The sequence below is a fragment of the Streptomyces sp. NPDC030222 genome (genome assembly GCF_055573115.1).
In genome coordinates this window covers 40280-58413 of record NZ_JBVICA010000032.1, presented here as the reverse complement: position 1 = coordinate 58413, position 18134 = coordinate 40280, and the positions used below count along the sequence as shown (strand labels likewise).

The following is an 18134-nucleotide window of genomic DNA, read 5'->3' as shown; positions in this document are numbered from 1 at the left end:
CCCTTCCCTGGCAAAGCAGCCGGGGAAGGGCCTGCCTGCATGGCGCCGTCCAGTGCCTCGGGTGTGGCTCAACGGCTCCGGTGCACGGCCCGGATGACATCACCTCGCGACCGCAGACCGAGCTTGCGGTAAACGCGCGTGAGTGCCGCCTCTACAGTCTTCTCGCTGACGAAGAGCCGGGCGGCAGCCTCCCGGTTGGACGCCCCGTCCGCGACGAGCAGCGACACAGACCGCTCTCGTTCCGTAAGCCTGCACAAGGGGTCGTCCGGGCCTTGACCGACCGGGGTCCTGGACACCCTCCCCAACTCTGCCTCAGCCAGCCCCAGCCACGGCACGGCCCTTGCGCGGCGGAATGCCCTGCGCGCGTCCTCCAGGGCTCGCACCACCGCCTCCCGATCTCCGCGGCGCCGCTCTATCCCCGCCAACGCAAGATGTGAACGGCCTTCCTCGACCGGGCTGCCCAGCACGGCCAGTCGGCGCGCGGCGTCCCGCACTCGGTCCGCGGCAGCGTCGAGTTCGCCCTGCGCAGCACGGACGAGACCCTCCGCATGATCGAGCAGGGCCAGAACGCCGGTACGCCCCCGGGCTGTCGCCGCCTCGCGCGTCACCTCGAGGACCCGCAGGGCCTCCTCGCAGCGTCCCGTGAGGGCCAGCGCCTCCACCAGGTCGGCGTGCCACCGTCCCCGGGCAGTTTCCACCACGCCCTGCGCCCGCTCGATGTCCCAGGCCCGTGCGAGCACCCCGACTGCCCGGGGCGCGTCCCCCGCGAGCAGCGCGACATGGCCCAGTGCATGCAGGCTGCGGCACAGGAACAGCCGGTCACCCGCCTCCTCCGAATGCCGCCGACCGCGTTCCGCCAGGGCCAGCGCCGTGTCCGGGCTGCCGGCCGCGGCCTCGGCCAGCGCAGCCACAGGCAGAATCGCCCCCTCGCCGATACCCGAGTCCTCCGCGAGTCCTACCGCCTCCCGCGCCAACTGCAGGGCCCGGGCACACTGCCCCGCCCGCAGCTCCACCTCTGCCAGCGCACTGGTGAACCCGATCCGGGCCTGGACATCTCCCCGTGACTCGGCGAGCGCGAGCAGGTCGGTGAGCTGCACGCGAGCTTCACCGACGCGGTCATGGATCAGGTCGTGTCGTGCCATCACGTAACGCGGACCGTTGGGATCGGCGTCCGCCGCGGGATCCCGGGGCTCGGCCGAGGCGCGAGCCAGGGTCGTGTCCGCCCCGGGTTCGCCGAGCAGCGTTTCCATCAGCGCCTGCATGGCCAAGGCCAGCACCTCGGTATGGCGGTCACGGGCAACGGCCGCGAGAGCGGCGGCCCTGGCCGCCGCTCCCATCCCCTGGCGCAGATTCCCATCGGCGACGATGGCGCGGGCGGCTGCCCAGTAATGCAACGGCGCCAGCAGGGCGGGGTCGTCTCCGGCCTCGGTGAACGCCTGCCGCAGCGCTTCCGCCACATCGGCGTCCCCCAGGGCCTGGCCGGCGCTGTTGAGAACTACCGTCCAGGCCCGCACCCGGTCGGTCCGCCGCCTGGAGATCGCCAGCGCCTGGCGTGCGGTCCGCCCGGCCAGCTCCCAGCTACCGGCCGCGATCGCGTCCTCCGCAGCGTTCAACAACCGCGCGCTCAGGACGTCGGCCTCAGTACTGTCCCGCAGTGTGCGGTCCACGGCGAGCAGCCCGAGCTCCAGTGCCAGCGCCGGTGCGCCCCGTCTGCGGGCGGACCGGGCCGCTGCGTCGAGAGCGGCGGCCACCGCCTCGTCGGGGCCCGGCGAGGCCAGCGCCAGGTGCCGGCCACGTTCTACGGGGTCTGTGACTGTACGGGCCAGTTCAGCATGGGCGCCGCGCCGTTCCTCGTCGCCTGCCTCGTCGTACACGGCGGCCGCGAGCAGTGGGTGCGTGAACCGCACCACTCCGTCCTCGTCCAGCTCGACCACCCCGGCCGCCCGCGCCGAATCCCACGCATCCCGCCCGCCCAGGTCCTGCGCACGCGGCCGTACTGCCGCACTGACCAACAGCAGCCGCTTGCGGGTATCCGGGGGCAATCGCCGCACGCGTTCGAGAACGAGCCCTCGCAGCGAGTCGGGAACGGGCAGCGGACCGTACGGCGGAAGCGGTCGCCCGCGCAGGCTCCGGGCCAATTCCCCGGCGTAGAGCGGGTTTCCGCCGCTGACCCGGTGCATCTCACGCACGAGGGCACCGGACAGACCCGGTCCGATGACGTGTGCGGCCTCGGAACGGTTCAGGGGCGGCACGGTGAGCAGCTCCGCCGGAACCGGTGCTATGGCCAGCCATCGGCGTGCCTCGTCGCCGGATTCCGATTCCGTACGGACCGTGGCCAGCATCCGCACCACGCCGCCTGACAGCCGTCGTGTCGCGAAGGCCAGGAGTTCTGCACTGGCCTGGTCCATCCACGGCACATCATCCACCGCCAGCAGGACCGGCCCCCGAGCCGCCAGGGCTCGCAGCGCCGACAGCACCGCCAACCGGAGGGCAAGTCGTCCCCGGGGCGCCGCGGGCGCCACATCCCCGATCAGCACCGACCGCAAGACGGCGCACTGAGGCTCGGGCATGTCCTGACGTACCGCCTCGAAGGCCCCGGCCAGAAGATCGATGATCGCCAGGAAGGGCAGACCGCTCTCCGCCCGGTCCAGCGAACACGAGAGCACGGCCGTATCCGGCCGCCGTCCGCTCTCCGCTGCCACGGCCGCGCGCAGCACAGTGGTCTTGCCGATCCCGGCAGGTCCGGCCAACACCACGCTGCCGCCGGCGTGGAGTCGACTGTGTATCGCTGAGTGCAGACCTGTCCGTGAACCGACCCTCACCGCTGCCTCCCGACCCCGCAAGAATGGCGCCTTCAGGTGAACCGGTCTCTCATCCAACCCCACCGCATCACCGCCTGGCGAGCACGCCCGAACGGCGGCTGCACTGCCGGGTGATCGCTCACTGGTGGCTCCGAGGCGGGTGAGGTCGGGGCAGAGGACGTTCTGGGGCCACGGCCCGAGAGGCCACCTGCGCTCGATGCATGACCTCATCCCCCCTATTCTGTAAGCCAGTTGAACCCGAGACGCTTCATACGCTCCAGCGAATCAGGTCGTGGGATCCCATCGGGCATGACCGGCAGCCGGGCCGCGCAGGCACGGCGGGTGCGGCACCCGCCGGCGGCGGCGTCGGCCACGTCACGACCACGAGGACGGGCAAGCCCGGCTTCGCCTACTGAACCCGGCCGGTACGTGCCGCCGTCCCTACAGGCGTTCCGGCGGCACGGCCGCGTACACCTCGCGGAGTGCGTCGAGCACCGGGTCGTCCACCGCGAAGCGCACGTCGTCCACCGCGCCGATCGCGCGTACGCCGATCGACGTGCTGGTGGCGAAGGCCGCCCGCAGGGAAGGCAGTTCACCGACCGTCACGGGACGCGTGACGCACCGCGGGTGCGCGCCCCGGAGCAGCCGCATGGTGACGCCCGGCAGCACGTCGGCCTCCGGCCACACCACCGTGCCGTCCCGGTCCACGAAGCCGGCGTTCCAGGTGCACCCTTCGGAGACCAGCCCGCCGGGTTCGACGAACAGGACGTCGTCGAACCCGGCGAGCTGCGCCTCGCGCCGCAGCCTGAGCTGGCCGAAGAGGGCGACGTGCTTCACCGCCGCCGCGTCGCGCCGGAACGGGAGGGTGCCGGCCCTGAACGGCGGGGGTGACAGTGCCCCGGCGGGACGCGTCGTGACGAGGACACGGGGGTTCGCCGGAGCCGCGGGTTTCAGCATGTCCAGTGCGGGGTCGAAGACGGTGACCCGGACCGTGAACGTGCCGGGCCGCCCATCGGTCTCCTGCCGGACGCAGCGCAGGACCCGGGCGGGATCGAGGTCCGCCCCGAACACCGTCGCGCAGTCCCGGGCCAGCCGTTCGAGGTGCAGCGACAGTCCGCGCACCGCTCCGTCCTCCACCCGCATGGTGGTGAAGTGCCCGTAGTTCGTGAGGGCGAGGGCCTGCATGTCGTCGGTGCTCGCCGGCGCTCCGTCGAGGGTAGCCATGCGGAAAGTGTGACAGCGCCGTCGCGGCGTGACGCGGTGACGGCCGCCGGAGCGTGGTTGCCGGAGCGTGGTTGCCGGAGCGTGGTTGCCGGACGAGCCGCCGCCGCGCACGACGGCGTGCCCCGTGAAGTGAATGGTGCTAACTTCATTGGCACCATGTTGCTGAGACTGAACACCGCGGACACCCGTCCGCTGCACGAGCAGGTGGCGGGCGCGATCCGGCGTGCCATCGCCGAGGGGGAATGCGGTCCGGGTGACCGGCTGCCCCCCGCGCGCGATCTCTCGCAGGCGCTGGGGGTCAACGTCAACACCGTCCTGCGCGGGCTCCGGGCGCTCCGTGACGAGGGTCTGCTGGAGTTCCGGCGCGGCCGGGGCGTGACGGTGGCCGGCGATGCCGACGGGCGGTCCGCGCTGCTCGACCGGGTGCGCGAACTCGTCGCCGACGCCGCCCGCATGGGTTACAGCAGAAGCGATCTCATAGAGATGATCAGGGGGATGCCGTGAACGACAGCATGATGCGCGGGAACGTGGCGAGGTGGGCTGCGGTCGGCTGGGCGCTCGGTGTCCTGGCGCTGCTCGTGGCCCTCCCGGCGGCCGCGAGCGGGCGTCTGCCGGACAGGCTGGCGACCCACTGGGACCTGTCCGGAACACCCGACGGCTCCATGCCGCTCTGGGCGGCCGCGGTCTTCCCGGCGATGATCTGGGGAGTCCTGGCACTGGGAGTCGCGTTCGTGCTGCGGCGGGCGAAGCCGGGCGTGGGCCCGTGGACGGGCGGAGGGGCCGCCACCGCCCTGCTGTCCGGCGGGGTCTTCCTGGTCGGTGTGCAGGCGACCGTCGTGCGGGCCAACCTCGACCACGCGGACTGGCGCGAGGCGGGTCCGGTGACCGGCGCCGTCGCGTCGGCCGCCGTGACGGGCGTACTGGCGGGCGTCGCGGCCTGGTGGGCAGCACGCCGGAGGTCCGCCGCGTCGGGTGTCCCCGCCGTGCCGGGGCCGAGCATGGACGTCCCCGCGGGCGAACGCTTCGTATGGCTCTCCCGTACGTCGAACCCGTGGCTCCAGCTGACCTCGGCCGTCACCGGCCTGTTCGCGGTCGGCGCGGCCGTGCTCGTCGTGAGCGGTCTGACCGGTGCGCAATGGGCGCTGATCGCACCGTTCGCGGTGGCCTCGCTCGCCCTCCTGGCTGCGTCCTCCGTGCAGGCGCGGGTCACCGAAACGGGCCTGGAGGTGGGCTTCGGCCCGCTCGGCCGGCCGGTGCGCCGCTGGTCCGCCGACGACATCGAGTCGGCACGGGCCGAGCACCGCACGCCCGCCCAGGTGGGCGGCTGGGGATACCGGCTGAGCGGCCTCGGGACGACCGTGATGCTCCGCGGCGGCGAGTGCCTCGTCGTACGCGCCAGGGGCAGGGACTTCGCGGTGAGCGTGGACGACGCCGAACGGGGCGCGGCGCTCCTCAACTCCCTGAAACGACCGGACCGTTCCTGAGAACCCCCGGTCGGCGCCGCACGTCGTCCCACGTGGACGTACGGCCGCCGGCCGCGCCGGTGCTCCGCCTTGCGGAGGATCTCGCGGGTGACCACCGATCTTCACGCCGTCGGCAAGCCTACGCAGCGTGACAGCGTTCTCCCGGTGAATCACGACCAGTTGGGAGCGGTGTACGGCCAACGGCGGTACGCCCGTGCCCCGTGAACGACCACCCGGCACGGCATGCGTCGGGGGAGAGGAACCCTCTGGGGGAGGAAACACCCTCAGGGCTCGGGGGAAAACCTCCTCAGGGCCGGGAGGAAACCTCCTCGGGAGCCCGGGGAGAAAAACCTGGTGCCCCGGCCCCTTCCCGTTCACTACGCTCGCCTCGCGCGCTGACACGACATCACAGCCCGCGATCCGACGAGGAGGGGAGACGACCGTGCACCACAGCACCGCCGCCGTCGTTCCCCGGTCACGGTACGACGTGATCCTGATGTCCTCCTGTGCCCGGTGCCGGCTGCGCGGCCAGGCACCGGTCCCCGTGACGAACGGCTGACCCCTGATCTCCTGAAGTCCCGTCCCCGGTACGGCCGGTGAGTCGATGGGATGGGCGCGACCCTCCGCGGTCGCGACGCATCAGGGTTCCCGCACGCACGTGCCGGGCAGCCCCGTCCGGACATCGCGCCGCCCTGCTCCCGACCGATCCGAAAGGCACCGGGCCGTGCGTACCGAACTCCACCGCCATCATGTGAACACCCTGTCCGACGTCCGCAACCTGGGCATCCTCGCCCACGTGGACGCCGGCAAGACCACCGTCACCGAACGGATCCTGTACCTCACCGGAGCGACCCACAAGCGCGGTGAGGTCCACGACGGCACGACCGTCACCGACTTCGACTCCCAGGAACGCGACCGGGGCATCACCATCTTCGCCGCGGCCGTCAGCTGTACCTGGGACGGCCACCGGATCAATCTGATCGACACACCGGGCCATGTCGACTTCTCCGACGAGGTGGAACGCTCGCTACGGGTGCTCGACGGGGCGATCGCGGTCTTCGACGCCGTCGCGGGAGTCGAACCGCAGAGCGAGGCGGTGTGGCGGCAGGCGGACCGGCACGGTGTGCCCAGGCTCGCCTTCGTGAACAAGCTGGACCGCGCCGGAGCCGACCTCGACACGACGGTCGAGTCGATCCGGCGGCGGCTGCACACCGTTCCGCTGGTGGTCCAGCTGCCGGTCGGCAGGGAGGACGGCTTCACCGGAGTGGTGGATCTGCTGCGCATGCGCGCACTGGTCTGGGCCGACGGCCGCGACACCTTCGAGGAGACCCCGGTGCCGGACGCCCTCCGGGACGAGGCGCTGCGCCGCCGCCGACTGCTCGAGGAGGCGGTGGCGGAACTCCACCCGGACGCGCTGGAGGAGTTCTGTGCCGAGTCGACGCTCTCCGCCGGGACCCTGGCCGACGCACTGCGCGATCTGACCCGCACCGGGGAAGGCGTGGTCGTGCTGTGCGGCTCCGCCTACCGCAACCGCGGGATCGAACCGCTCCTGGAGGCAGTCGTCGCCTATCTGCCCTCACCGCAGGACGTGCCCGCGGTGCGCGGCACCCTGGACGGCGCGGTGCAGGAGCGGGCCGCCGACCCGGCCGGGCCGTTCGCCGGGCTGGTCTTCAAGGTGAACTCCACGGCCACCGGACGGATGACCTATCTGCGGGTGTACTCGGGAACGGTCGCGAAGGGGGACGTCGTGCTCGACGCGAGCGCGGGCCGGACCGAGCGGATCGGCCGGATCCTGCGGGTACAGGCGGACCGGCACGCCGAGGCGGACCGGGCGGTGGCCGGCGACATCGTCGCCCTGGTCGGACTGAAGGCAGCGCGTGCCGGGACCACTCTGTGCGCACCCACCGCACCGGTGGTCCTCGAACCGCCGACGACGGCCGCCCCGGTGGTCTCCGTCGCGGTCGAGGCCCGGAGGAGCCTCGACACCGACCGGCTGGCGTCGGCGCTGGCACGTCTCGTCGAGGAGGATCCCTCACTGGCGGTCCGGACCGATTCCGAGACTGGCCAGACCCTGCTGTCGGGGATGGGGGAGCTGCACCTCGAAGTCGCGGTGGAGAAGGTGCGCCGCGCCCACGGGCTGGACATCGGCGTCGGCCGTCCGCAGGTGGCCTACCGGGAGACGGTCGTCCGCGGGGTGACCGGCCTGGTGTACCGGCACGTCAAACAGGAAGGAGGCGCAGGACAGTTCGCGCATGTGGTCCTCGACGTCGAGCCCCTGGAGGCCGACGCCGACACCGACGGCGCCGGCGGCCTGGTCTTCCGGTCGACCGTGACCGGCGGACGGGTGCCGCAGGAGTTCGTGCGGGCGGTGGAGGCCGGCTGCCGGGACGCGATGACGGACGGGGGTCCCCTCGGCGGTCACCCGGTGACCGGGCTGCGGGTCGTCCTGACGGACGGAGCCACCCACTCCAAGGACTCCTCGGAACTGGCGTTCCGTACGGCCGGCCGCTTCGCCCTCCGGGAGGCACTGCGGACCAGTGCCATGGCGATGCTGGAACCGGTGGCCGAGGTCACGGTCACCGTGCCGGACGAGGCCGTGGGCGCGGTGCTCGGCGACCTGGCGGCGCGCCGCGGCCGCGTGTCGGGCTCGACCACGCGGGCGGGCACCGCGGTGGTCACCGCGACCGTGCCGCTGGCCGAGCTGTTCGGCTACGCGTCCCGGCTGCGCAGCCGGACCCAGGGCCGCGGGACCTTCACCAGCCGGGCCACCGGCTACGCACCCGTGCCGGCAGTGGTCTCCGACGGGCTGCCGACACGGTAGGGCCTGGTGAAGGCCCCGCCCGCGGGAGGCCCCGCCCCTCGGCGGGCTCTACGTCCTTGATCGGGTTGGTCCCCCCATTCGTAGGGTGGGGACACCCGGGGGCATCGGGTGTGGCTCTCAGTGGGCTGCCGTCTTGTGGCTCCCCCCGCTTCGCCGCCCGGTGCCCCACGACGACTCGGCCGCCGATCAGGAAGTGCGAACAAGTCGCTGAGCAGAGCGGGGCCGTCCCGTGTCGTGCGCGGACCGGCCCCGGGGCCGCTGCCCCGCCCGTCGGGGTGTCACCCCTTGCGCCAGATCCTCAGGTACGCCTCCTGGTAGCCCACGGGGTCCCAGGACGTGGCGCCGCCGGTGTTCTCGGCGGTGGAGACGTGGACGGGGGCCACGTACCCACTGGGGGGCCGGCCGGCGAAGGAGCGGTTGAACTCGTCGACGATCTGCCAGCCCTGCTGCAGCAGCGGCTCCGGGACGGTGGCGGACTGGTACTGCTCGCTGTTGATGCGCTGGAAGGCGGAGGGGTCGCCGTCGCCCGCCCCGATGTTGAAGGGCGGGCCGGAGCCCGGCTTGCCGGCCGCCCGGAACGCCGGCGCGGCATCGGCGAAGTAGAGGTCGTTGATGGCGACGGAGTACGTCCACCTGTCCCGGAAGCGGGACAGCAGGGAGGAGACCTCCTGGGGCGTACGGCGGCTGGCGTCCGGGATGGGGATGTTCTCGTACGCCAGGATCCTCACCCCGGCGCAGGTCTCCAGTTCCTTCCGGATCAGCTGTGCCTTGTTCCTGGCGAACGGGATCGAGTCGTCGGTGAAGACGACGACCCCGGCGTTGCCTGCGGAACGCGCGATGATCCAGTCCGCGCTGATCCTCGCCACGTCGTCCACATTGGTGGTGATGTTGGTGAACAGCCCGTCGCCCGGGCCGGGGGAGGCGACCGCGTGCCAGCCGACGAGCGGGATGCCCGCGGCCCTGGCCCGCGCCAGCTGTTGCTGCGTCAGACGGGGGTCGAAGCCTCCGATGGCGATGCCGGAGGGCTTGAGGGTGATGGCCTGGCTGAGCGCCGCCTGGATGCCGGCGGGGGTGCCCTCGCCGTCGATCACCCGCACGTTCCAGCCGATCAGCCGGGCGGCCTGCCTGATGCCGTCCGCGACGCCCGCGACACCGGGGTTGGTCATGGTCTGCGCGACGTACACGATGGTCCTGCCGGGAACCGCCGGCGGGCCGCTGGTGGGGCCGTGCCAGTCGGAATCGGGGCTCTCGGCCTGCCGGACGGCCGTCGCGGCCCCGGCGAGGACGGCGGGGCAGCCCGGTCCGGAGGGCCCGGTGCCGGTCGTCGAGCCGCGCTCGCAGCCGGCGAGGACGGTGGCCGCCGCCGACAGCAGGACTGCGGCGGTGAGGGCGGTCATGCGGCTCGAGTACACGGTGCTCCTGGTGCGGGTGGGGCGTCGGTGACGTGTCCTACGGTTGTCGTCCGCCGTCGGTGCGGTGTCCTACGGTTGACTGTCGGCCGTCGGCGCGGGCGCCGGCTCCGGGCGCGACGGCCCGCTCCCGGTGGTGTCGGCGCGCAGCCGGCGGCGTGCGGAGTAGCCGGCCATGCCGACCGCGATCAGCAGGGTGCAGCCGTTGAACAGCGGAGTGACCCAGAACGGGGCACCGAGCTGGCCGATGCCCGCGAGGCCGACGGCGAGCACGGCGACGGCCACGACCGTGCCGACGGCGTTGGGGCGGCCCGGTTTGATCGCGGTGGAGCCGAGCAGTGCGCCGACGAACGCGGGCAGCAGGTAGTCCAGGCCGACGCTCGGATTGCCGGTCTGCTGCTGTGCGGCGAGGAGGACGCCGGCGAAGCCCACGATCAGGCCCGAGGCGGCGAAGACGTAGACGGAGTACCTGCGGGTGGGGATGCCGAGCATGCCGGCGGCGCGCGGGTTGGAGCCCATGACGTACAGGTACCGTCCGAGCGGCAGCCGCTCCAGCACCACCCAGAGCGCGACGACGAGGACCAGGACGTAGAAGGCGGGGACGGGGAGGCCGAGGAACCGGGAGTCGTAGACGTCGGTGAATCCGGGTGGCAGGCCCTGCGGACCGGGGACGATCCGGGCGCCGTCGGTGATCCAGCCGGTGAACGCGTACATGATGCTGCCGGTGCCCAGGGTCGCGATGAGCGAGTCGATGCGGGCGAGCTCCACGACCACGCCGTTGAGGGCGCCGACCACCGCCCCTCCGAGGACCACGACGAGACAGGCGAGCGGCCAGGGCCACCCGCCGCCGACGATGAGGTGCATCACCACGACGTGTGCCAGGCCGAGGCCGTAGCCGAGGGAGAGGTCGAACTTCCCCGTGACGATGGGAACCGTCGCCGCGAGGGCGAGGACGGCGGGGATCGCCTGGTTGGAGAGGATCGCGGAGACGTTCTCCCGGGTGGGGAAGGTCTCCGGCAGGACGACGGAGAAGACCAGGAAGAGCAGCGCGGTGAGGGCGAGAAGGCCGTAGGTCCCGAGGACTTGGCCGCGCAGGCTCCCCAGCGGGGACCGGGAAGGGGCAGGGGCCATCTCGGCGTCACCGTCCGGTGATGGCGGGCATGGCCGACGCGGTGCGGGTCAGTCCGGCGACGGTGAGGGTGTCACCGGTGAGCTCGGCGGTCACGGTCCCGCGGACGAACACCAGGGCACGGTGGCACACGTGGGCGACCTCCTCGAAATCGGTGGAGATGAGCAGGACCGCCAGGCCGGCGGCCAGCGCGTCGTCGAGCAGCCGGTATACGGCCGCCTTGGCCCCGACGTCCACGCTGGCGGTCGGCTCCTCGAGGATCAGCAGACGCAGACCGGGACGCAGCCACCGGCCGATCATCACCTTCTGCTGGTTCCCGCCGGACAGCGTGGCGATCGGGACCTCGCTGTCGCGGGGGCGCACCGAGAACCGGTCGATCAGCGCGGTGGCCTCCGCCCGCTCGCGCCGCGGCGCGAGCCAGCGCAGGGCGGGCACTCCCGCCGCCCGCGGGTTGGCCAGGAAGTTCTCCCGCACCGTCAGGTCCGGGGCGCAGCCCTCCTCCTGACGGTTGCCGGTCACGAGGGCGACACCGGAACCGAGCGCTGCGGTGACGGTACGCGGGTGGTACGGCCGGCCGTCGAGCAGCGCCCGTCCGGCGAGCACCGGCCCGGCGCCGGCGAGGGCACGGCCCAGATCCCTGTGCCCGGCGCCGGTCAGGCCCACCGTGCCGAGGACCTCCCCGGCACGGAGCTGCAGGCTGACCGGTCCCGCGTACGCGGTCCGCACGCCGTCCAGGCTCAGGACGGGCGGTCCGGCGGACGGGGTGGTGGCGGGCCGGTGGCCGGACTCCTCCCGGCCGACGATGTCGTGAACCAGACGGGCGGGGGCGTAGGCGGCGAGCGAACCCCGGCTGACGAGGCGGCCGTCGCGCAGCACGGCGAACGTGTCGGCGACCCTGTACACCTCGTCGAGCCGGTGGCTGACGTACAGGATGCCGTGCCCCCGGTCGCGCAGGGAGTGCAGTACGTCGAACAAGCGGGCGCAGTCCGCGGCCGGCAGGGTGGCGGTCGGCTCGTCGAGGACGATCAGTTCGGCCCGTGTCGTCAGGGCGCGGGCGATGGCGACCAGTGAACGTTCGGCGGGTGCGAGGTCGGCGATCCGGGCGTCGGCGTCCAGATGTCCGGCGACGATCCGCAGGGCCTCGGCGCAGCGCTCCCGGGTGCGCCGCCAGGAGATGAGTCCATGACGCCGTGGGTAGCCGGTGCCCAGGGCGATGTTCTCGGCGACGGTCATCCATTCGACGAGTCCGGGATCCTGGTGGATGAAGGACATGGTCCGGGCGGCGGCGTGCGAACCGAGCGGGTGTCCGGCCACCGTGACCTCGCCGGTGTCGGCGTGGTGGACACCGGCGAGGATCCTGATGAGCGTCGACTTCCCGGCTCCGTTGGGACCCAGCAGGGCGAGGACGCTGCCGCGGTGTACGTCGAGGTCGACCGCGTCCAGCGCGAGCGTGCCGCCGAACCGCTTGCCCAGACCTCGTATACGGACGAGAGGTACTCCGCCGCGGCCCGGACGTGGGTCCGACGAGGTGTCGGGAGCGTCATGCACGGACTTCTCCGGGGGTCGGCCTCCGGGTTCTTCCCGACTGCATGGGGGATATTACTGGGATTCGAGACGATATCTCCGGTATTGCGCACGGGTCACGCCGCGTCAAGGGCGCACTCCGCCCAGATGACCTTGCCGTCGGTGGTGTAGCGCGTGCCCCAGGACTGGGCGAGCTGCGCGACGAGGAAGAGCCCCCGGCCGCCTTCGTCGGTGCTTGCCGCGTGACGCAGCCGCGGGGCCGTGCTGCTGGTGTCGGACACCTCGCAGATCAGGCTGTGGTCGTGGATCAGGCGCACCTGGATGGGCTCCGAACCGTAGCGGACGGCGTTGGTGACCAGCTCGCTGAGCAGCAGTTCGGCGGCGAACGCGGTCTCGTCCAGCCCCCAGTCGGTCAGTTGGCGGACGGCCGCGGCCCGGATGTCGGACACGCGCGCCGGGTCGGCCGGCAGGTCCCAGCTGGCGAGCCGGTCCGGGGGCGTGGCATGTGTGCGCGCGACGAGCAGCGCGACGTCGTCGCCGGGGTGTTCGGGTGCCACGGCGTCCAGGACCGCCCGGCAGGTCTCCTCGGGGTGCCGGTCCGGGTGGGCCAGCGCACGGCGCAGGGCGTCGAGGGACACGTCGACGTCGCGATGACGGCCCAGCACCAGTCCGTCGGTGTAGAGGACCAGTTGGCTGTTCTCCGGGAGGTGGACCTCGGCCGTCTCGAAGGGGAGACCGCCCAGGCCGAGCGGTGGGCCGGCCGGCACGTCGGGGAACGTCACGGTGCCGTCGGGGTGGACCAGCACCGGCGGGGGGTGCCCGGCGCGGGCCATGGTGCACTGCTGCGACGTGGGATCGTAGACGGCGTACAGACAGGTCGCGCCGACGATGCCGGTGCTGCCCACGACCGGGTTCTCGCCGCACTCCTCCCGGTCCAGGCGCACCATCAGATTGTCCAGGTGCGTGAGGAGTTCGTCCGGAGCGAACTCCAGCTCCGCGAAGTTCCGTGCCGCGGTGCGCAGCCGGCCCATCGTGGCGGCGGCGTGCAGGCCGTGGCCGACGACATCGCCCACCAGCAGCGCCACCCGCGTGCCGGACAGCGGAATGACGTCGAACCAGTCGCCGCCCACTCCGGATTCGGCGGGCACGTAGCGGTGGGCGACCTCCACCGCGTCCTGTTCCGGAAGGCCCCGGGGCAGCAGGCTGCGCTGGAGGGCCAGGGCAAGGGTGTGCTCCCGGGTGTAGCGGCGGGCGTTGTCGATGCACAGCGCGGCCCGGGCGGCGAGCTCCTGGGCCAGCGAGCGGTCGTCGTCCCCGAACGGCGCAGGGTCCTCCGACCGGTAGAAGGTGGCGATGCCCAGCACCACGCCGCGCGCCAGCAGGGGGACGGCGATCAGTGAGTGGACGTTCTGCTCCAGGAGCCGCTCGGTGTGCCCGTAGTCCTGTGCGAGCCAGCCGGCGGCGGCTCGGAGGTCGGGCTCCAGGACCGGCTGTCCGCTGGCCAGGCAGCGCAGATGGGGGGTGCTCGGGCGCAGGTCGACCGACTCGCCGACCGGGTAGAACGGGCAGTCCTCGCGGATGCCGTGCACCACCGTGCGGTGCAGGTCGGTGCCGGGGTCGGCGGACTCCTCGCCGCGCAGCACGGCCTCGGGCAGGTCGATGGTGACGAAGTCGGCCAGTCGCGGGACCGCAGTCTCGGCGAGCTCCCAGGCCGTGCGGCTCACGTCCAGGGTCGTGCCGATACGGGTGCTGGCCTCGGCCAGCAGCTCCAGCCGGCGCCGGGCGGCGACGGCGTACTTGCCCACCTCCGGTTCGCCGAGCAGGACCAGCCCCCTGACGGGGCTGTCGCCGGAGCCGTCGGCGCCCGGTCCGCCGGGCGCCCGCACTGGGGCCGTGGCCCGGCCGGGTACGACACCGGCGGGGTGCCCCGGGGGGCCCGCCGGTCCGTGCGGCGCGGCCGCCGGGGCACGGACGCGCTGCCCGGCGGCGCCGGGCTGGCGGCCGCCCCGTGGCGGGGCGGCGACGCGTGCGTGCGGCAGGTCACCGGACAGGACCGCCTCGATGGCGACGCCCTCCACTCCGGAGGGGCTGGTCACCGGACGGCTGAGGAGGGTGACCCGCCGGTCGTGGTCGAGGTCCACCTCGACTGCGGCGCGCTGCGCCGAGGAGATGAGCTCGGTGGCCTTCTCCCTGAGGATCATCTGGTCGCGCAGATCCAGCCCGCCGCGGAACAGGGTGTCCTGGACGCCTTCGGCCGGGGCCGTCTGCTCGTGGAGGAGTTCGTCCATGCCGACCGTCCGCCCGTTGTTCCCGGGCCCGCCCGCCGCCACGCCGCGCAGAGTGTCGAGATATGCGTCCAGCAGACCGCGCTCGCGCGCCGAACTCTGCTCCATCAGCCGCCGCTCGATGGCCTCCGCGGCATCCCGGATCACGGTGCTCAGCACCGGATCGGCGTCCGCGAGGGGGAAGCCGAAGCAGAGGACCCCCTCGATGCGCCCGCTGAGCTGGTCGCGGACGGGGATCGCGGAGCAGCCGTTGGACTGCGACCGTTCGGCGAAGTGCTCGGCGCCGTAGACCTCGCACAGCCGCCGCTCCGCGAGGGCGAGGCCGATGCCGTTGGTGCCCCCGAACTGCTCGGCGAACACGAAGCCCGGCACACTCTGGATCGCCTCGAGACGCCGGACCAAGGACGCCTCGCCGAAACGGCGCTCCAGCACCATGCCCTGTGCGTCGGCCAGGGAGATGTTCATCCGGCTGCCCGCGAACATGGCCTGCAGCCGGTCGAGAACGGGCCCGGCCGCGCGGACCAGCCGGCTCTCGGGGTCGAAGTCCGGCCGGAAGGGAAGCTCGCAGTGATCCGGTGCGAGTCCCAGCAGCAGGCAGCGCTGCCAGGAGCTCATGATCGGACTTCTCACGTTCTTCTCGTCGACCGATTCGCCGTGCAGGAACCGCTCACGGGAACGTACGGGGCCGATGCGATCACCCGCGACCCCCATCTGTACCACTTCCCTCACGGAGGATTTCCCACGGAATTCGGCGATCACCCCACTCTCCATTTGAGTATATTCCTCGCTTTTTAAGTGATTATGCGAAGGGAAATGGTGCAGCGACGGGTGGTGGCAGGAGGGTTTGGCGGCGAGAACGGCGGTGAGCGGGGCGGCGTGGTCCTGGCCGTGCGGCGCCCCCCGAGCCCCGCTGCCCGTCAGCGGTCCGACGCGCGGAGTACGGCCCCCGTGACGGACAGATCACCGCCGAACTGGGCGATCTGTGAAACGGTCACGTTCTCGAAGGAGACCGTGCGGGTGGGCACGGAAGGGTGGGAGAGCCACGGCGGCGGCGCCGTGGGGGTGACCGTGACGTCGCGGTCCGCGGGGAGCGGCGCACCGCCCAGACCGGTGACCCTGCCGGACAGCTTCCGCGTGTACATCGTCACCCTGCCGGTGCCCCTGCTCGTGATCGTGGAGGTGGTCGCGGGCTCCGACCGCAGACGGACGACCGCACCGGCGGGGCCCGTCGCCAGGTCGAGGCCGCCGACGTCCAGCGAGCGCGCGGTGAACTTCAGGGCACGCTGGGGCCCGGCCGCGGTGGGCACGGTCACCACGCCGTGGAAGACGCTGCCGTGCAGCACGAGCCGTCCGGCGCGCAGCACCCAGGGGACCCCGGCCGGACGATGCGCCGGGGCCTCGGCCGGTGGCGTCCCGGAGGACCGGGCGGCGCCGGGTGCGGGCCGTGCGGCGGAGGCGGCGGTGACCGTCGCCGGGGCCGCGACCAGCACGGCCACCGACAGGGCGGTCAGGGCCGGCGCCCTGGTGGCCGTACGCACCGGCCGCCGGCCGCGCGCGGGTACCGTGGCCGGTGCGTAGGGCGGGATGCGGTGTGCGGCGTCCGTCGGCCGGACGCCGGGGCGGTCACCCGTCGCCATGGCCTTCACCCGCCGTGACGGCAGCGACACGGCGGTCCGGTGCCTGTGCCCCCGGCGGCTCGGGGCCTCCCGCGGGCGGAACCCAGGCGCAGGCCAGGGAACCGCCGATCAGACCGCAGGCCAGCCCCATGAAGAGGCCCCCGAAGTTCGCCACGGGGAACGAGACGAGGGCCAGCACCATGGCCGTGATCCCGGCGAAGACGCGTACCTGCTGGTGGAACCAGAGAGTGAGACCGAGGACCACCAACAGGATCCCGATGACCAGGGAACCGGCGCCCGCCGTGGTCGACAGGGCCAGTGGGACGCCGGCCAGGCGCAGCCGCGCGTAGGGGAAGTAGACGACGGGAAGCCCCGCGGCGACGGTGAACAGTCCGGCCCAGAAGGGCCGCCCGCCCCGCCACGCCCGGAAACGCCGTCGGGCGGCTGCGGCTGCTGCGCGCGGATCCGGACGGCTGCCGGGAGGGATGAGGAACACGTGCATCGTCCAGTGGTTGAGGAGCGGGCGGGGGCCGGGTGCGCACTTCCGTGCCGGGGGCTCAGAAGCAGTCGTGGCTGCCCTGTTTGAGCCGCATCTCCAGGTCGGGCACGTCGAGCGTGGCGGCCGACACCGCCACCGCGGTCGCCCGGACGTCGGTCAGCTCGGCCGACACCGCCTGCTGGGCGACGCCGTTGGGGTCGAAGAACCGGGAGTCCTTGTCCCCGGCGTCCACCGGCCCCTTGGTGATCGATCCGGCCGCCACACCGATGTCGATGTCCTCCAGTTCAGCCTCCCCGATAGACAACGACGTCGCGTCGATGAACATCCGCTTGGCCTGGACCGTGTCGCCGCCGGTGAGCCTGAATGTGTACGGTCCCAGCACCGGGACGGGGACCACCACGGACTGGCACAGCCCGGTGATCTTCGCGCGCCCGAAGCCCTGGACCGCGACCGGTACCAGGGTGCCCTTCCTGGTGACGTCGACCATGCCGTAGACGCTCAGGCCCTTGACGTCGATGGTGTCCGCACGGACCTGGAACTTCTGGCCGGAGATGAAGAACGACGCAGCCAGCGCGCCCTGCGCCATGCAGACGCCGAGCGCTGCCGCCGCCATGACGCCCGGCACGAGGACGGCGGCGAAGCGCTTCCAGCGGGTCCTGCCGACGCAGTGCGACATTCCGTCTCCTCCGTTCGCGGAGTTCCCGTGCCGGCGCCGGACATGGAGTACGGCGCCCGCGCATGCGGTGACGGATCCCAGGCTTCCCGGCCCGTCAGCCGACGGCACGTCAGGCAGGGCAGACGAGTGACGGGCCGCGAGCCCGCCGTACGGGGCGCCCCGTTCACCGCGCGAGCCGTCACGCCCGGCAGTGCGAGCCGTCACCCCCGGCAGTGCGAGCCGTCACGCCCGGCCCGTGCGGGGTGTCGGGTCCGATGCGCGCGGGATGTCGGGCCCGAGGGACCTTCGGCCCATGCACATCACCGGCCACCGGCGCAGGATGAGGTAGCAAGGGCACGTCCGTCTGGAAAGGGCTGATCCGTCATGGGCTGGGCATCGTGGACGACGACAGGGGTGTTTGCCGGTTCGGGGGGCGTACGCACCGACGAGCTGGGCGTGCTGACCGGCGACCTGACCGTGCACACCACCTGGGTGGGCGATCAGGTGCACGTCACCGTGCAGTACAGCGGCGCCTCCGACTGGTTCACGGTCACCGGCAGCCCCGCGCCCTGCTTCTCCGAGGAGGACAGCCGGAAACTGCACCAGGCCATGGTGGAGGCGGTGCGGGCGGGGGAGGGTGCCACCGTGCCGCGCGACGGACAGTCCGTGCGCTCGGCACCCTCCTGAACGCCCCGGGAGACTTGACGG

At 72.7% G+C, this 18134-nt stretch carries 13 protein-coding genes; 4 read left to right on the top strand and 9 right to left on the bottom strand.

Features of this window, described 5'->3' with window-relative positions:
• Positions 1 to 68: 68 nt before the first annotated feature.
• Both ACZ4Z5_RS31625 and ACZ4Z5_RS31620 read right to left on the bottom strand, forming a co-directional pair.
• Positions 69 to 2822, bottom strand: a complete 2754-nt coding sequence (locus ACZ4Z5_RS31625) for an AAA family ATPase (RefSeq protein WP_468269406.1) — start codon at positions 2820 to 2822, stop codon at positions 69 to 71.
• A 420-nt stretch (positions 2823 to 3242) separates the two neighbouring features.
• The gene (locus tag ACZ4Z5_RS31620) at positions 3243 to 4025 is read right to left on the bottom strand and encodes an aminotransferase class IV family protein (RefSeq protein WP_468269404.1); all 783 of its coding nucleotides are present in this window, start codon (positions 4023 to 4025) and stop codon (positions 3243 to 3245) included.
• Between the two features lie 156 nt (positions 4026 to 4181).
• Here ACZ4Z5_RS31620 and ACZ4Z5_RS31615 point away from each other — a divergent pair, with 156 nt between their 5' ends.
• From ACZ4Z5_RS31615 to fusA, 3 genes are all read left to right on the top strand, one after another.
• Positions 4182 to 4529 (top strand): GntR family transcriptional regulator, encoded by a 348-nt coding sequence (locus ACZ4Z5_RS31615; RefSeq protein ID WP_468269402.1) that lies wholly within the window; start codon positions 4182 to 4184, stop codon positions 4527 to 4529.
• Between the two features lie 8 nt (positions 4530 to 4537).
• Positions 4538 to 5509, top strand: a complete 972-nt coding sequence (locus tag ACZ4Z5_RS31610; RefSeq protein WP_468269432.1) for a DUF1648 domain-containing protein — start codon at positions 4538 to 4540, stop codon at positions 5507 to 5509.
• A gap of 703 nt (positions 5510 to 6212) precedes the next feature.
• Entirely contained in the window at positions 6213 to 8309 is a 2097-nt protein-coding gene (fusA, locus tag ACZ4Z5_RS31605; RefSeq protein ID WP_468269400.1) for an elongation factor G, read from the top strand.
• 278 nt (positions 8310 to 8587) lie between these two features.
• Here fusA and ACZ4Z5_RS31600 read toward each other — a convergent pair whose 3' ends face one another.
• The 7 genes from ACZ4Z5_RS31600 to ACZ4Z5_RS31570 all read right to left on the bottom strand — a co-directional run bounded on the left by ACZ4Z5_RS31600 (position 8588) and on the right by ACZ4Z5_RS31570 (position 17447).
• Complete coding sequence (locus ACZ4Z5_RS31600) at positions 8588 to 9706, bottom strand: substrate-binding domain-containing protein (RefSeq protein ID WP_468269398.1); 1119 nt, start codon at positions 9704 to 9706, stop codon at positions 8588 to 8590.
• A gap of 84 nt (positions 9707 to 9790) precedes the next feature.
• On the bottom strand, positions 9791 to 10849 hold the full coding sequence (locus tag ACZ4Z5_RS31595) for an ABC transporter permease (protein WP_468269396.1): 1059 nt from the start codon (positions 10847 to 10849) through the stop codon (positions 9791 to 9793).
• A gap of 7 nt (positions 10850 to 10856) precedes the next feature.
• A complete protein-coding gene (locus tag ACZ4Z5_RS31590; RefSeq protein WP_468269394.1) occupies positions 10857 to 12395 on the bottom strand; it encodes a sugar ABC transporter ATP-binding protein in 1539 nt (512 codons plus the stop codon).
• Between the two features lie 92 nt (positions 12396 to 12487).
• Complete coding sequence (locus tag ACZ4Z5_RS31585) at positions 12488 to 15367, bottom strand: SpoIIE family protein phosphatase (protein ID WP_468269430.1); 2880 nt, start codon at positions 15365 to 15367, stop codon at positions 12488 to 12490.
• 206 nt (positions 15368 to 15573) lie between these two features.
• On the bottom strand, positions 15574 to 16293 hold the full coding sequence (locus ACZ4Z5_RS31580; RefSeq protein WP_468269392.1) for a hypothetical protein: 720 nt from the start codon (positions 16291 to 16293) through the stop codon (positions 15574 to 15576).
• Complete coding sequence (locus ACZ4Z5_RS31575; protein WP_468269390.1) at positions 16280 to 16774, bottom strand: DUF6114 domain-containing protein; 495 nt, start codon at positions 16772 to 16774, stop codon at positions 16280 to 16282. The genes ACZ4Z5_RS31580 and ACZ4Z5_RS31575 overlap by 14 nt, the downstream gene beginning before the upstream one ends.
• 55 nt (positions 16775 to 16829) lie before the next feature.
• Positions 16830 to 17447: a DUF6230 family protein gene (locus ACZ4Z5_RS31570; RefSeq protein WP_468269388.1), complete on the bottom strand. Its 618-nt coding sequence runs from the start codon at positions 17445 to 17447 to the stop codon at positions 16830 to 16832.
• A gap of 363 nt (positions 17448 to 17810) precedes the next feature.
• Between ACZ4Z5_RS31570 and ACZ4Z5_RS31565 the strand changes: the two genes are divergently transcribed.
• Entirely contained in the window at positions 17811 to 18113 is a 303-nt protein-coding gene (locus ACZ4Z5_RS31565) for a hypothetical protein (protein ID WP_468269386.1), read from the top strand.
• The last annotated feature ends 21 nt before the right edge of the window (positions 18114 to 18134 follow it).